Below are 14,501 nucleotides of genomic sequence, written 5' to 3'. Positions count from 1 at the left end.
GATGCTGATGTCTGAAACGAACTCCCTGAACGCGCTAAATCAACGTTTCCGAGGCTTTTATCCTGTGGTGATCGATATCGAAACCGTAGGCTTCAACGCGCAGACCGATGCGCTGCTAGAGATTGCCGCCACCATGCTGAAGATGGACGAGGATGGCTGGCTACTACATCACGACCAGACGCTGCATTTTCATGTGGAGCCGTTTGAGGGAGCGCTGCTCCATCCGGAAGCGCTGGCTTTTACCGGCATCGATCCCAACAATCCGCGGCGCGGCGCGGTCAGAGAGTATGAGGCACTGCATTCCATTTTCAAAATGGTGCGCAAGGGCATCAAGGATCACAGTTGCAATCGCGCCATTATGGTGGCGCATAACGCCACCTTCGACCTGAACTTTATGATGGCGGCGGCAGACCGCGCCACCCTGAAGCGCAATCCCTTTCATCCCTTTGCCACCTTCGATACCGCGGCGCTGAGCGGTCTGGTGCTAGGACAGACGGTACTGGCGAAAGCCTGTAAGGCGGCGGGCATGGACTTTGACAGCACACAGGCACACTCCGCACTGTACGATACTAAACAGACGGCGACGCTGTTTTGCGAACTGGTTAACCGCTGGAAGCGGCTCGGCGGCTGGCCATTGCCGGTCGGGGATGCGGACGACGAGGCTGCATCCCCTTGACAATAAAAAAGGTCCGACTTGCGTCGGCCTTTTTCATTAATGTGTCTTTTAGCACTTATTCAGCTTCGTTGTGCTTTTCCGCGGTCTCTTTGATCAGCGACTGCAGTTCGCCGCGCTGGAACATCTCGACGATAATATCGCAACCGCCGACCAGTTCGCCGTCGACCCACAGCTGCGGGAAGGTCGGCCAGTTTGCGTATTTCGGCAGCTCGGCGCGAATATCGGGGTTCTGCAGAATATCCACGTAAGCAAAACGCTCACCGCAGGCAGAGAGCGCCTGCACCGCCTGCGCAGAGAAACCGCAGCTCGGCAGCTTGGGCGAGCCTTTCATGTATAGCAGGATCGGGTTTTCTGCGATCTGGCGCTGAATTTTTTCTACAGTACTCATAATTGCCTTCCTTAATTCCCTACTTCGTGTTTATTTATTGTAGCGACTTCGCCCCAACACTGAAAACAGCATTTTCTCGCGCGTTAGGCGAAATCGCCATGTTTGTTAAGTTTCTGGTAAAGGATTGGCTTTTCCTGACGATAATCAATTTGTCAGCTGTTCATAACTGGTAATAATTTTGCTGCTATAAACTGCTGATATCGCTCACTTTCGAGCCAGTTGCAACCCTGTAATAGTTTAATAGAAAAATTGGTTAACTTTTGAAAAAAAACTGGCTTAAAATGGCCTTGGCGCTGATCCTAGATCAGATTTTTCTAACCTCGTTACGGCCTGTTGTCGTAACCGCTGACGCTGTAAACGGACTATGCGTTTACTGATTACGCTTTTCATGTTGGCTTTTGCGCAGCTCTTCCTGAACGTTGCGGCGGTGGCGTCGCCGCAAGCGCCGGTCAACGCCAGTTTGCACAAGGCGGAGAAAAAGAGCGCGCGCGAAGATGAGCGGCGCAAGCGTCGCCCGGTCAAAACCAGCGCCCCAAAAACTTACCTCTCAGCGGTGCAAAAGCTGAAGTTGAAAAAACAGGCGAAAGTCGAAATCGCCTCCTTTTCCCGTCCTGCCGGCAAAAAGAAAAAATCCGCTAAGGCCACGCGCACACGCTATGGCCATCAGCGCAAAACAGGCGGCGCTGATGGAAGCGCTAGTCGCTGGAGAAAGGCGACCTGGTCTTTTTCCGCATCAACGGCCGCGGCACCGCCGATCACGTTGGGGTCTATCTCGGCAACGGCAAATTTATTCAGTCGCCGCGCACCGGCAAAGATATTCAGATCAGCGCACTGTCGGAAGATTACTGGTAGCGCCACTATATTGGCGCGCGTCGCATGATGACGCCGAAAACCATACGCTGAGCAAAAAAACCGGGCTTGCCCGGTTTTTTTCATCTGCGCATCAGTGCAGAATGGCGGTGAAGCTAAAAGTCGCAATCATCAGCAATGCAGCACCGGTGGTCATCAGCGCCAGTTTCAGTTCAGTACTCATCTTCTTTCCTTATCCACATGATTTTATGCCGCAAGCCTTGCTAGAATCCCCTGCTTTGTTGCGCAACTGGCGTAACGTCGGATCCGTTTGCACGTCACAGCCTTTGTTTTTTCCTACCCAGTGAGTAAATTACCGACAAAAACTGCAGCAAATTAACAGCATTCTCCCTGTGCGGACGCAAACGTTTAACATTATGCTTATCAGCGGGTTACTGATAGCCAGCTGGAGCGCAACACCGGCGGCGGTCATCACGCTGGCTTCCTGAAGGCGCTGGAAGAGGCGGGCATCGCGCTGCGCCCGGAGAGGATCGTTCAGGGCGACTTCGAGCCGGAGTCAGGCTACCAAGCGATGCAGCAGATCCTGCAGCAGAAACAGCGCCCGACCACAGTGTTTTGCGGCGACGATATCATGGCGATGGGCGCTATCTGCGCCGCGGACGAAATGGGGCTGCGCGTGCCGCAGGATATTTCGGTGATCGGTTATGGCAACGTGCGCAACGCGCGCTATTTCACCCACGGCACTCACCACCGTGCACCAGCCCAAGGCGCAGCTGGGCGAGAAAGCGCTGGAGATGCTGCTGGATCGCATCACCAGCAAGCGCGAAGTGTCGCAACCGATTGAGGTTCACCCCACCCTGATCGAGCGCCGCTCGGTCGCCGACAGTCCGTTCCGCGACTATCGCCGCTAAGCCTCGCTCAGCCACTCCTGATTCAGGGGTTGCGCATCGCCCAGGTACTCCAGCAGCCAGCTTAGCGCCGGCGATGCGCGCGTTTCTGACCAGCTGACGCAGCAGGGGTTTTCCGGAAAAGACGCAGGCAGCGTTAGCTCCGCCAGCTCGCCCTTGTCCAGCAGGGGACGCGCCAGATGGCCCGGCATCATCTGCACGCACGCCAGCCCGGCCTGCCAGTCCTGCACTACCAGCCGGCGCTGGTTATCGAGCGTCCAGGTCATGCTGCGCGGCAGCGCGCGCGAATTATCCTCTAGCACCAGAGAGGGCCATCCGCGCAGCGCGTCGTCGTCCTGCTGCATCGCTTGGTAGCCTGACTCCGGCTCGAAGTCGCCCTGAACGATCAGGGGCTGCTGCTGCGTCAGCGGATGGCCGCGCGCCACCACGTAGCGCCAGTTGAGCGCGCCCATGTCTCGAAAGGCAAAGCGGCCGCCGACCGGGATCGCCTGCGTCACGCCGATCGCCACGTCCACGCGGCCGTCCGCCAGTGCATCCCAGACGCCGTTAAACACCTCATGGCTGATGTGCAGTTCTATATCGGGAAAGTGACGGTAGAAGTCTGTCACCAGCTGGCGGCTGCGCGGCAGTTTGACGATGCGGTCAACCGCAATGCTGAGCTGGCCGCGCCAGCCGTTCGCCAGCTGCTGGCACTGCCTGTGGGTGACGAGCATTTTTTTGATAACAATGCTCGCCAGCGGCGGCCAGCTTCACGTCGCGATGCTGGCGCTCAAACAGCAGCACCGCCAGCCAGCTCTCCAGCTGGCGCACCGTGTAGCTGATGGCAGAAGGCACGCGATGCACCTCCTGCGCGGCGGTGCTGAAGCTGCCGGTGCGCGCCACCGCGTCCACCACCTCAAGAGCATATTCAGACTACATAATTTTTTCCTTGAAAAATTTTTCATAGCAGTTGGCAAATATTAGCGTTTCACAGCGGCAGGCGCACCCTTTTACACTTTGCCGCGTTCAACCTGCCCTTACGAAAGATGAGAAAGAGTCAAACCATGCTGTTATCAAAAGGATTTATGCTCTATCTCGCGCTGCTCAGTATGCTGGGCTTTTTAGCGACCCGCCTTCGGCGCGATGCAGGTGAGCTTTTCCCCCTCGCCCGGCGTTATCAGCGGCAGGTGCTGCTGACCGGCCTAGCGCTGTTCGCCCTCGGCTGCGCCGGCATGCTGAGGGTAGAGAATGTGGCGCTGATGCTGGCACTACGCTTTATTCAGTCGATCGGCGTCTGCGCGGCAACGTGCTGATCTACGCCGCCAGCTTCTTCGCCTGGCTGACGGATTCGCCCTTTATTCTCGCCGACGCGGACCTCACGCCTGCCGATATCGGCCTGAGCTATATTCCGCAAACGCTCGCCTTCCTGCTGGGCGTATTCGGCTGTCGCGCGCTGCTCAACCGGGCGACCGGCGCGCAGCTGCTGCCTTGGCTGCTGGCGCTCTATAGCCTGAGCGTGGCGACGCTGTTCGCCGTGGCGCTGACCGGCAGCCACCAGCTTGTCGCCCTGCTGCTGCCCTTTTGCGGCATGGCGCTGGCCAACGGCGCTATCTATCCCATCGTAGTCTCCAACACGCTTCTGCCCTTTCCGCACGCCACCGGCACAGCGGCTGCGCCGCAAAATACCCTGCAGCTTGGCCTCTGCTTTAATCGCCAGCCTGGCCGTTTCCGCAGGTTTACAGCAGCCGCTGTTGATGACTACGCTGATTATGGCCGCGACCATTTTTCTCACGTTGGTGGGTTATCTCTGGCAGCGCCGCACCAGCGCACAAACGGATAAGTTTCTCGCCGATTGTCCCTGCCAGAATAATCACCAAGGCAACTTTCATGGTTAGTGGCCTAACAATAAGTCGTTGAATATTGACCTGGTTGAGAACATACTCAGTCATGTCAATATTTCTGCAATAAATCAATAATATAATAAGATTATTTTCAGGCGTAATTGTTCGCCCGGATGGTGTCTGCACGCTGCTTCCCGCACGGGTGTCAGACAAAGATTTTCAGATTCAATCCTCTGTAAAACGTCGGATATCAGGCGCACGGAGAAATCCGTGACTTTTCTCACAACCCGAGAGAAATTGACTATTCTTTTTCTCAGGTTCAAGCGGACAGGTGATGGAGAAGCTATGAGTTCATCGTCTATAGAAGAAGTGAGCTTTGAAGAAAACCACTGGTATCGCATTGTCCATGAGATGCTGGAAAAGGCGGATATTGTCATCAACGGCAGTCGTCCGTGGGATATTCAGATTAAACATCCTGACTTTTTCAAGCGCGTCATTCAGGAAGGTTCGCTTGGACTGGGCGAAGCTTACATGGATGGCTGGTGGGAGTGCGAACGGCTGGATATGTTTTTCCACCGCGTGCTTAAGCACCAACTGGATAAGCAGCTGCCAAACCATTTCAAAGATAACCTGCGCATAGCGGCGGCGCGCCTGACCAATCTGCAGTCGAAAACGCGGGCCTGGATCGTCGGCAAAGAGCACTACGATTTGGGCAACGATCTTTTCACGCTGATGCTTGACCCCTATATGCAATACTCCTGCGGCTACTGGAAAGAGGCGGAGACGCTGGCCCAGGCGCAGGAAGCCAAGCTCGATATGATCTGCCGCAAGCTGCAGCTGGAACCGGGCATGACGCTGCTGGATATCGGCTGCGGCTGGGGTGGACTCGCTGCCTATGCTGCCCGCCACTATGGCGTCAAGGTATCCGGCGTTACCATTTCGGCGGAGCAGCAGAAGCTGGCGCAGCAGCGCTGCGAGGGGCTGGACGTCATCATTCTTCTGCAGGATTACCGCGACCTGAATCAGCGGTTCGATCGCATCGTCTCGGTGGGCATGTTCGAGCATGTGGGTCCCAAAAACTATGCGACCTACTTCGACGTGGTGGATCGCAACCTCAAGCCGGACGGCCTTTTCCTGCTGCATACCATCGGTGCCATTCGCACCGATATGAACGTCGATTCCTGGATTGATAAGTACATTTTCCCTAATGGGTGCCTGCCGTCGGTACGCCATATCGCAGACGCCAGCGAGCCGCACTTCATTCTGGAGGACTGGCATAATTTCGGCGCCGACTACGACACCACGCTGATGGCCTGGTATGCGCACTTTCTCGACGCCTGGCCGCAGCTGGCCGAGAACTACGGCGAACGCTTTAAGCGCATGTTCAGTTACTACCTCAACGCCTGCGCCGGAGCATTTCGCGCGCGCGATATTCAGCTGTGGCAGGTGGTATTCAGTCGTGGCATAGAAGGCGGCCTGCGCATGGCGCGCTAAGCCAGCAAAGCAAACAAAAAAGGCGCTTCAGGCGCCTTTTTTAGAGTTTATTCTGCGTCGCTGCTGAAGGCGGACGCCGCCGCAGAGGCGTCGCGCTGCGCCAGCACGCGCTCGACGGTGTCGACAATCGCCTGCGTGTGCGGATCGATTTCGATATTAACGCTGTGCCCCAGTTTCTTCGCGCCTAGCGTGGTGTGCTCCAAGGTTTCCGGGATCAAATAGACGCAGAATTTGCTTTTTGTCACGTCGCCCACGGTCAGGCTTATGCCGTCAATACCGACAAAACCTTTGTGCAGAATATATTTCATCTGCGCCGGATCCTGAATTTTAAACCAGATTTCGCGGTTATTTTCCGACTGGATAATTTTGCAGATTTCCGCAGTGGTCATAATATGGCCAGACATCAGATGTCCGCCGATCTCATCGCTGAATTTCGCCGCGCGCTCAATATTGACCACGTCTCCCTGCTGCAGATCGCCTAAATTAGTGACGCGCAGCGTCTCCTTAATCAGGTCAAAACTGACGCGGTTGCCCTCGATAGCAGTCACGGTCAGGCAGCAGCCGTTGTGGGCCACGGAGGCGCCCAGCGCCAGCCCGGGCAGCAGTTCGTCAGGCAGCTCCGCAACATGGGTGCGAAACAGCTCTTTCTCTTCAATGGACACAATCTTTGCGGTGCCCTGCACAATTCCAGTAAACATAGTTTTGAACTCTGCGAAGTTTGCTCTAGCTTACCACAGCTTAGCGCGCGGCAATTATTTCCGCGTCGCGTCGGCTTTACAGCCTGAATATCTGACACAGCATGATAAATTTGGTGAATTGCTTTAAGCCCGCTACACTAGCCGCGCATTTATCTTACGATCTTTTCTTACTTTTCTTATACAGGTGTTAACGTGCAGAAGTATTTAACAGAAGCGCGTCAATTGCTTGCCCTTGCGATTCCCGTCATCCTTGCTCAGGTGGCGCAAACCGCAATGGGATTTGTGGATACCATTATGGCCGGCGCCGTCAGCGCCACGGATATGGCCGCCGTCGCAGTCGGCACCTCCGTCTGGCTTCCGGCCATCCTCTTTGGCCATGGTCTTCTACTTGCATTGACGCCCGCCGTTGCGCAACTCAACGGCTCAGGCCGCCGCGAACGCATTGCCGAGCAGGTGCGGCAAGCTTACTGGCTGGCGTTTTTCGTCGCTATTCTGATTATGGTAGTGCTGTGGAACGCCGGCTACGTCATCCGCGCCATACACAATATCGATGAATCGCTCGCCCAGAAGGCGGAGGGCTATCTGCACGCCCTGCTGTGGGGCGCGCCCGGCTATCTCTTCTTTCAGGTGATGCGCAATCAGTGCGAAGGGCTGTCGAAGACCAAGCCTGGCATGGTGATGGGGTTTATCGGCCTGCTGGTCAATATTCCGCTCAACTGGATCTTTATCTATGGTCACTTTGGCATGCCTGCGCTGGGCGGCATCGGCTGCGGCGTGGCGACCGGGTCGGTTTACTGGGTGATGTTGATCGTGATGCGTCTATGGGTGCGGCGCATGAGCGGCATGCGCGACATTCGCATGGATCGCCACTGGTCTGCGCCATCGCGCGCCGTGCTGCAACGCCTGATTGCCCTCGGCCTGCCGGTGGCGGTGGCGTTGTTTTTCGAAGTCACGCTGTTTGCTGTGGTGGCGCTGATGGTTTCCCCGCTCGGCATCGTTGACGTTGCCGGCCATCAGATCGCGCTTAACTTCAGCTCGCTGATGTTCGTTCTGCCGCTCTCGCTGGGCGTGGCGACGACGATACGCGTCGGCTACCGGCTGGGCCAGGGCTCGGCGGAGCAGGCGCGCGTGGCGGCCTGGACAGCGCAGGGGGTCGGCGTCTGCATGGCGGCGATCACCGCGCTGTTCACCGTGACCTTTCGTCATCAGATCGCCCTGCTCTACAACGACAATCCAGAAGTGGTGACGCTGGCGGCGCAGCTGATGCTGCTGGCGGCTATTTACCAGTTCTCCGACTCGATTCAGGTGATCGGCAGCGGCATTTTGCGCGGCTATAAGGATACGCGCTCGATTTTCTTCATTACCTTTATCGCCTACTGGCTGTTGGGGCTGCCCAGCGGCTACCTGCTGGCGATGACCGACCTGGTGGTGCCGCGCCTCGGCCCGGCGGGATTCTGGTGTGGCTTTATCATCGGCCTGACCTCGGCGGCAGTGATGATGCTGTGGCGTATTCATCGTTTGCAGCAGCTGCCCGCGCAGGTCATCCTGACACGCGCCGCGCGCTAAGTGGCTGAACGGGCCAGAAAAGGCCAGTTACGTCTAAAAAACGGCGCATAGCGCAGTTGCTGGTCTGTCAGATGGAAAAATGCGTTTTTCCGCTTGCCAGCATCGCACGCTGTCGATAATATTCGTCCCTGCTGTCGCCCTGACAGAGTGTTGTGCTCTTAGCTCAGTTAGAGCACCACCTTGACATGGTGGTGGGTCGATGGTTCGAGTCCATTAGAGCGCACCAAGTGCGTCCGTAGCTCAGTCGGTTAGAGCACCACCTTGACATGGTGGGGGTCGGTGGTTCGAGTCCACTCGGACGCACCATTTCTGAATGCGCTCTTAGCTCAGTTGGTTAGAGCACCACCTTGACATGGTGGTGGGTTGATAGTTCGAGTCTATTAGAGCGCATCTCTCTCTCTCTCTCTCTCTCTCTCTCTCTCTCTCTCTCTCTCTTCTTCCCAGCCGTTGCGCAACCTGACCTTTTCTTGATCTCCATCGCGTACCGTACCGCTTTTTAATTGGTTTTTCGCATACTTAGCGACTATACTAGCTTGCGTCGTTTCACTTGAAAGGTTTCAGCGCGGCGTGCCTATGGCGATAACTCACCCTTTTTGAGCAACACAGCATTGTCGGTTTCCTGACGTAACCGTACAACTTCCCTGCACGCTCCGCCTCCGTCACCGATTCTTATTCTGTTCCGTCCGTTTCACTTGCAATCCGAATTTTCACTTCGATGCGCCGTCATCGAATTCCAACCTTTATCATCCATCACAACTTACAGATAACCTGTCATGAAAAAGACCAAGATCATTTGTACTATCGGCCCGAAAACCGAATCTGAAGAGATGCTGACACAGCTGCTGGAAGCCGGCATGAACGTTATGCGCCTCAACTTTTCGCACGGAGATTACGCCGAGCATGGTCAGCGCATCGCTAACATGCGCGCAGTAATGCAGAAAAACGTCCATCAGGCTGCCATCCTGCTGGATACCAAAGGCCCGGAAATCCGTACCATTAAACTGGAAGGCGGCAACGACGTTTCGCTGAAGGCGGGCAGACGTTTACCTTCACCACCGATCAGAGCGTGATCGGCAACAGCGAACGCGGCGACGTGGCAAACGCCATTCTCGACGGCACCGATGCGGTGATGCTTTCCGGCGAAAGCGCCAAGGGTAAATACCCGCTGGAGTCGGTCTCTATCATGGCAACCATCTACGAGCGAACCGATCGCGTGATGAAGTCACGCATCGAGACGCTGGATGATTCACGCAAGCTGCGTATCACCGAAGCGGTCTGCCGCGGCGCCGTAGAAACCGCTGAGAAACTGGAAGCGCCGCTGATTGTGGTCGCCACCGAAGGCGGCAAGTCGGCCAAGTCGGCCAAGTCGGTGCGTAAATACTTCACGGACGTGACCATTCTGGCTCTCACCACCAATGAGACCACTGCTCGTCAGCTGATCCTGAGCAAAGGTGTGGAAACGCGCGTGGTAAATGAAATCGCCTCTACGGACGATTTCTATTGCATCGGTAAAGAGATGGCGCTGGAAAGCGGCTATGTGCAGAAAGGCGATATCGTGGTGATGGTTTCTGGCGCATTAGTACCAAGCGGTACCACAAATACGGCCTCAGTACACGTTATTTAAATACGATATCCTTTTATTTTAAAGCGCCGTTAACAGCGCTTTTTTTATTCTATCTTTAATACAAATTTAGAAAATTTCCAATCGGAATTAACTATTCAATATCCTCTGGAATTAAGGTTAATCCGATTAAACCTCTCTGTTTTCACTAACTATTTTTATCATCTGTGGCAAAGCGCTGCTTCTTTGAGCGAACGATCAAGTTTAAGCATCTTCTCATAAAAATTTTATTCTCAACTTAAAAAGCTTTGTGTAATACTTGTAACGCTACATGGAGATTAACTCAATCTAGGGGGTATAAATAATGAATCGTACTAAACTGGTACTGGGCGCGGTAATCTTGGGTTCAACTCTGCTGGCTGGTTGCTCAAGCAACGCTAAAATTGACCAGCTGTCTTCAGACGTTCAGACTCTGAACGCGAAAGTTGACCAGCTGAGCAACGACGCGAACGCAATCCGTTCTGACGTGCAGGTTGCTAAAGATGACGCAGCTCGTGCTAACCAGCGTCTGGACAACCAGGCTCACTCTTACCGTAAGTAAGAGTTCTGGTATTAAAAATGGCGCCCTTGTGGCGCCATTTTTTGCCCTGCTTTTGCCCGCTACGGCGACTCTAATCGCCTCAAGCGGCTGCTTGTCATCGGGAACGATGGTCAGCTGATTTTCGCCGATAAGACGGCTGTCGGGGGCGGGAAGCGGGTATTCCGTGTAAAAAGCCGGCGCCGCGAACCCGGTGCTCAACAGCAGCGCAGCGGCGAAACGTAAGGCTGATTTCATGCAATCTTCTCTTTCAGATAAAAAAAAACAGACGCCTGTTGGCGTCTGTTGTCTAACTCAGAGAAGATTTTGAGCGTTATGGCGAATTGACCGAATCATCGCCTCCATCCCCTGAGAGCGTGAAGGGGTCAGATGCTGGGGCAGCGCCAGCTCCTCGAACCAGTGGCGCACATCCAGCGCGACAATGTCGGCGGGCGTCAGGTTTTTGTATAGGCTAAACACTAAGGCAATCAAGCCTTTAACGATAGCGGCGTCGCTGTCGCCTTCAAAGGCGATGGTGCCGTCGGGCTGCGGCGTCATCCTGATCCACACCTGGCTCTGACAGCCAGCGATTACGTTTTCCGGCTGATGCAGGCTTTCGGATGATTCCGGAAGTTTCACGCCCAGCTCTATGATGTAAAGGTACTTCTCTTCCCAGTTGGCGCAACGGTTAAAGTTGCGCACCAGTTTTTCTTTCTCTGGCAGATTTGCCATCTTTTGCTCCTGCACGCTGCTTAACCGCCCAGCAGACGATGAATGCGGATCAACCCTGCCACCAGGCGATCGGCCTCTTCTTCGCTGTTATAGAAGGCGAAGGAGGCGCGGCACATGGCTGGCACGTCGTAGTGGCGCATCAGCGGCATGGCGCAGTGATGGCCGGTACGAATGGCGATACCGTACTGATCGAGGAAGCTGCCTACGTCGTAGGCGTGATGCTTGCCCAGATTGAAGGCGATCACGCCAACGCGATCCTGCGGACCGTAGATCACCAGATCGGGCACCGAGGCGAGTTTGTCGAGGGCATAGCGCATCAGGGCCTGCTCGCGCTGCTGAATTACCTCAAGGCCAATCTCTTCGACGTAGCGCTGCGCTGCGCCAAAACCGATGATCCCGCCGGTGTTGGGCGTGCCCGCTTCAAAGCGCCAGGGCGCTTTGTTCCAGGTGGTGCCAGTCGGCAGAGAGACCTGATCGATCATCGAACCGCCCCCTTCCCACGGCGGCATCTCGTCGAGCAGCGCCTTGCGCCCGTAGAGAATGCCGACGCCGTTAGGGCCGTAAATTTTGTGGCTGGAGAAGACGTAGAAGTCGCAGTCGATATCCTGCACGTCGACTTTGCCGTGCATCACCGCCTGCGCGCCATCCACCAGCGTCACCAGACCGGCTGCTTTCGCCTGCGCTACCAGCGCCTTCACCGGGTTAACGGTTCCGAGCACGTTGGAGACGTGCGTCACCGCCAACAGGCGCGTGCGGCTGTCAATCAGCCCGGCCAGCGCCGCGCTGTTCAGCTCGCCGTTCTCATTCAGCGGCAGAACGCGGATCTCCGCGCCGGTGCGCTGCGCCACCATCTGCCACGGCACGATATTGGCGTGGTGCTCCATCTCGGTCACGATCAGGTTGTCGCCGGCCTGCAGCTGGCTGACGCCCCAGCTGTTCGCCACCAGGTTGATGCCCTCGGTGGTGCCTTTGACGAACACGATCTCTTCCGGCAAAGAGGCGTTAAGCAAACGCGCCGCCATCAGGCGGACGCTTTCCATATCGGTGGTGGCCTGCGTGCTCAGGCTGTGAATGCCGCGATGCACGGCCGCGTAGCCGTACTGGTAGAAATGGCTTTCGGCGTTAATCACCGCCAGCGGACGCTGGGCGCTTGCCGCGCTGTCAAGGTAGGCCAGCGGATGACCGTTGACCTCACGCTTCAGGATCGGGAAGTCGGCCCTGATACGTTCGAGATTGAAGTTCATCATGAGGCATCTCCAGGGAAACGCGCCGCGATGCGCTGCAGAACGGCCTGGCGCAGCGTTTCATCTTCCAGCGCTTCGGTCAGCTCAGCTGCGAAGGCGTGGATAATCATCTGCTGAGCCGCCTCTTCTGCGATGCCGCGCGAGCGCAGGTAGAACATCTGTTCGTCGTCGATGCGGCCAATGGTTGCGCCGTGGCTGCACTTTACGTCGTCCGCGTAAATTTCCAGCTGCGGCTTGGTGTCCACTTCCGCTAGGCGACCCAGCAACAGGTTGTTGTTGGTCATCTGCCCGTCGGTTTTCAGTGCGTGCTGCGCCACTTTGATGTGGCCGTTGAACACCGCACGGCCTTTGTCGCGCGAAATGGTTTTATGCAGCTGACGGCTCAGGCAGTAGCCTTTGTTGTGCTCAAGATAGCTGCGGGTATCCGCCACTTCGCTGTTCATCGGCAGCACCAGGCTGTTCAGCGACAGCTGAGTATTTTCGCCATTGAGCTGCACGCTGGTGTTGTGACGAGAGAGGCCCGCGCCCAGCAGGAAGCTGGTGCTGCTGACCTGCGCGTCGCGATCAATCACGACGTCGTTGTGCGCAAAGTGATAGCTGCTGCTCTCTTCAAACGCCAGCTTGATATGGATCAACTGAGCGTTTTCGCCGACCGCGAAGGTAAAGCGCGCGCCGGTAAAGTGCTGCGAGCCGTCAAGCGTCACGTAGTGCTCGATCACCTGCGCTTGGGCGCTCTCTTCCAGCTCCAGGTGGTGGCGATGGTGCACGGTGTTCAGCGCATCAGCCTGGCCGCTGGTGATATGCAGCAGATAGAGCGGACGCGCCGCCGCTTTACCGCGTGCGAGGCGAATCGAGGTCACCTCTTCCGCCAGGCTTTCGGTCAGGTGCAGAAACACTTCCGGCTGAACCGGCGCCGGCAGCGGACGACGCTTGGCGGCACGGCTGTGCTGAATGGCGAACCGCTCGGTGTCGGCCGTGCTCAGCGACGGCTGAAACTGGCCGTCAACAAAAACCAGACGAATGGCGTCCAGCGGCAGCGCCAGCGCGTCAACCTGCGCCTCGCTCAACGTCTGCGTTTGCGGCAGCGCGAACTGATGGGCAAACAGGCCGTCCAGCGCGGTGTATTTCCAGTTTTCATGCTTACGCGTCGGCAGCCCGACGCGCATCAGCTGCTGCCAGTGCTGCTGCGCCTGTAGCGAACGCAGTTCGCCGCGGGATTCAAACAGGTGCTGCCACTGCTGCAGGGCGTTATCACTCTTCGTCGGTAAGCCAGCCATAGCCTTGCTCCTCCAGCTGTTCCACCAGGGTAAAGTCGCCAGATTTTACGATCTTACCTTTGTACAGCACGTGCACGAAGTCTGGCTTGATATAGTCCAGGATACGCTGGTAGTGGGTGACGATGATAAAGGCACGCTTATCGTCGCGCAGGCTGTTGACGCCTTCTGCCACGATTTTCAGCGCATCGATATCGAGACCTGAGTCGATTTCGTCAAGGATGCAAAGCTCAGGCTCCAGCGCCGCCATCTGCAGGATGTCGTTACGCTTCTTTTCACCGCCGGAAAAGCTGACGTTGACTGAACGGGTCAGCAGATCTTCCGGCATTTTCAGCAAGTGGATTTTATCTTCGATAAAGTCCTGGAAGTCGAAGCGATCCAGCTCCTCCTGGCCGCGGTATTTACGCACCGCGTTGACCGAGGTCTGCAGGAAGAATTGATTGCTGACGCCCGGGATCTCTACCGGATACTGAAACGCCATAAAGATGCCTTCGCCCGCGCGCTCTTCCGGATCCAGCTCGAGCAAATCTTTGCCCTTGAAGTTCACGGAACCGCCGGTGATTTCGTAATCTTTACGGCCGGCTAGCGTGGCAGAGAGCGTGCTTTTGCCTGAGCCGTTCGGCCCCATGATGGCGTGCACTTCGCCTGATTTCACTTCAAGGTTAAGACCACGCAGGATCTCTTTGTCTTTTACGCTAACCTGTAGATCTTTAATGCTTAACATACTCTTTCCTTCACATTGCTTCCGGCAAC

General features: G+C 56.2%; 11 protein-coding genes, 3 tRNA genes and 6 pseudogenes. 11 read left to right on the top strand and 9 right to left on the bottom strand.

Going from position 1 to position 14,501, the window contains the following annotated elements; genetic code table 11:
• Positions 1 to 7: 7 nt before the first annotated feature.
• The gene (gene rnt / locus EIO60_RS12215) at positions 8 to 676 is read left to right on the top strand and encodes a ribonuclease T (RefSeq protein ID WP_258576936.1); all 669 of its coding nucleotides are present in this window, start codon (positions 8 to 10) and stop codon (positions 674 to 676) included.
• Positions 677 to 731: 55 nt separating this feature from the next.
• On the opposite strand, the gene EIO60_RS12210 is transcribed toward rnt, so the two are convergent.
• Positions 732 to 1,067, bottom strand: coding sequence for a Grx4 family monothiol glutaredoxin (locus tag EIO60_RS12210; protein ID WP_258576968.1), 336 nt, complete (start codon positions 1,065 to 1,067; stop codon positions 732 to 734).
• A gap of 699 nt (positions 1,068 to 1,766) precedes the next feature.
• On the opposite strand from EIO60_RS12210, the pseudogene EIO60_RS12205 reads away from it, so the two are divergent.
• Positions 1,767 to 1,916: pseudogene (locus EIO60_RS12205) on the top strand (C40 family peptidase); the annotation flags it as partial.
• Positions 1,917 to 2,007: 91 nt separating this feature from the next.
• Here the strand turns inward: EIO60_RS12205 and cydH are convergent.
• The gene (gene cydH, locus EIO60_RS12200; RefSeq protein WP_258576935.1) at positions 2,008 to 2,097 is read right to left on the bottom strand and encodes a cytochrome bd-I oxidase subunit CydH; all 90 of its coding nucleotides are present in this window, start codon (positions 2,095 to 2,097) and stop codon (positions 2,008 to 2,010) included.
• Positions 2,098 to 2,319: 222 nt separating this feature from the next.
• Between cydH and EIO60_RS12195 the strand changes: the two are divergent.
• Positions 2,320 to 2,785: pseudogene (locus tag EIO60_RS12195) on the top strand (substrate-binding domain-containing protein); the annotation flags it as partial.
• Here EIO60_RS12195 and punR read toward each other — a convergent pair.
• Positions 2,782 to 3,676 (bottom strand): annotated as a pseudogene (gene punR, locus EIO60_RS12190) (DNA-binding transcriptional activator PunR). The pseudogenes EIO60_RS12195 and punR overlap by 4 nt on opposite strands.
• A 149-nt stretch (positions 3,677 to 3,825) precedes the next feature.
• Here punR and EIO60_RS12185 point away from each other — a divergent pair.
• Both EIO60_RS12185 and cfa read left to right on the top strand, forming a co-directional pair.
• Positions 3,826 to 4,656 (top strand): annotated as a pseudogene (locus EIO60_RS12185) (hypothetical protein).
• Positions 4,657 to 4,947: 291 nt separating this feature from the next.
• The gene (gene cfa / locus EIO60_RS12180; RefSeq protein WP_258576934.1) at positions 4,948 to 6,096 is read left to right on the top strand and encodes a cyclopropane fatty acyl phospholipid synthase; all 1,149 of its coding nucleotides are present in this window, start codon (positions 4,948 to 4,950) and stop codon (positions 6,094 to 6,096) included.
• A gap of 47 nt (positions 6,097 to 6,143) precedes the next feature.
• Here cfa and EIO60_RS12175 read toward each other — a convergent pair whose 3' ends face one another.
• The gene (locus tag EIO60_RS12175) at positions 6,144 to 6,794 is read right to left on the bottom strand and encodes a riboflavin synthase subunit alpha (RefSeq protein ID WP_258576933.1); all 651 of its coding nucleotides are present in this window, start codon (positions 6,792 to 6,794) and stop codon (positions 6,144 to 6,146) included.
• Between the two features lie 192 nt (positions 6,795 to 6,986).
• On the opposite strand from EIO60_RS12175, the gene EIO60_RS12170 reads away from it, so the two are divergent.
• The 6 genes and pseudogenes from EIO60_RS12170 to EIO60_RS12145 all read left to right on the top strand — a co-directional run bounded on the left by EIO60_RS12170 (position 6,987) and on the right by EIO60_RS12145 (position 10,522).
• A complete protein-coding gene (locus EIO60_RS12170; protein WP_258576932.1) occupies positions 6,987 to 8,360 on the top strand; it encodes an MATE family efflux transporter in 1,374 nt (457 codons plus the stop codon).
• A 152-nt stretch (positions 8,361 to 8,512) separates the two neighbouring features.
• Positions 8,513 to 8,586 (top strand) — tRNA-Val (locus tag EIO60_RS12165).
• 3 nt (positions 8,587 to 8,589) lie between these two features.
• A tRNA-Val gene (locus tag EIO60_RS12160) sits at positions 8,590 to 8,666 on the top strand.
• Between the two features lie 9 nt (positions 8,667 to 8,675).
• Positions 8,676 to 8,750 (top strand) — tRNA-Val (locus EIO60_RS12155).
• Between the two features lie 383 nt (positions 8,751 to 9,133).
• A pseudogene (locus EIO60_RS12150) lies at positions 9,134 to 9,984 on the top strand (pyruvate kinase).
• Positions 9,985 to 10,285: 301 nt separating this feature from the next.
• On the top strand, positions 10,286 to 10,522 hold the full coding sequence (locus EIO60_RS12145; protein WP_258576931.1) for a major outer membrane lipoprotein: 237 nt from the start codon (positions 10,286 to 10,288) through the stop codon (positions 10,520 to 10,522).
• Between the two features lie 72 nt (positions 10,523 to 10,594).
• On the opposite strand, the pseudogene EIO60_RS12140 reads toward EIO60_RS12145, so the two are convergent.
• The 5 genes and pseudogenes from EIO60_RS12140 to sufC all read right to left on the bottom strand — a co-directional run.
• A pseudogene (locus EIO60_RS12140) lies at positions 10,595 to 10,756 on the bottom strand (L,D-transpeptidase family protein); the annotation flags it as partial.
• A gap of 57 nt (positions 10,757 to 10,813) precedes the next feature.
• Complete coding sequence (sufE, locus tag EIO60_RS12135) at positions 10,814 to 11,230, bottom strand: cysteine desulfuration protein SufE (protein WP_258576930.1); 417 nt, start codon at positions 11,228 to 11,230, stop codon at positions 10,814 to 10,816.
• A gap of 20 nt (positions 11,231 to 11,250) precedes the next feature.
• Positions 11,251 to 12,474, bottom strand: coding sequence for a cysteine desulfurase SufS (gene sufS / locus EIO60_RS12130; RefSeq protein WP_258576967.1), 1,224 nt, complete (start codon positions 12,472 to 12,474; stop codon positions 11,251 to 11,253).
• The gene (sufD, locus tag EIO60_RS12125; RefSeq protein WP_258576929.1) at positions 12,474 to 13,751 is read right to left on the bottom strand and encodes a Fe-S cluster assembly protein SufD; all 1,278 of its coding nucleotides are present in this window, start codon (positions 13,749 to 13,751) and stop codon (positions 12,474 to 12,476) included. Before sufD ends, sufS begins: the two co-directional genes overlap by 1 nt.
• Positions 13,726 to 14,472: a Fe-S cluster assembly ATPase SufC gene (gene sufC / locus EIO60_RS12120; RefSeq protein WP_258576928.1), complete on the bottom strand. Its 747-nt coding sequence runs from the start codon at positions 14,470 to 14,472 to the stop codon at positions 13,726 to 13,728. Before sufC ends, sufD begins: the two co-directional genes overlap by 26 nt.
• Positions 14,473 to 14,501: the final 29 nt, after the last annotated feature.

Origin of the sequence: Candidatus Pantoea persica (assembly GCF_013753875.1) — a bacterium.
GTDB lineage: Bacteria > Pseudomonadota > Gammaproteobacteria > Enterobacterales > Enterobacteriaceae > Pantoea > Pantoea persica.
The sequence above is the reverse complement of the archived record's forward strand: the minus strand, read 5'-3'. Positions and strand labels throughout refer to the sequence as shown.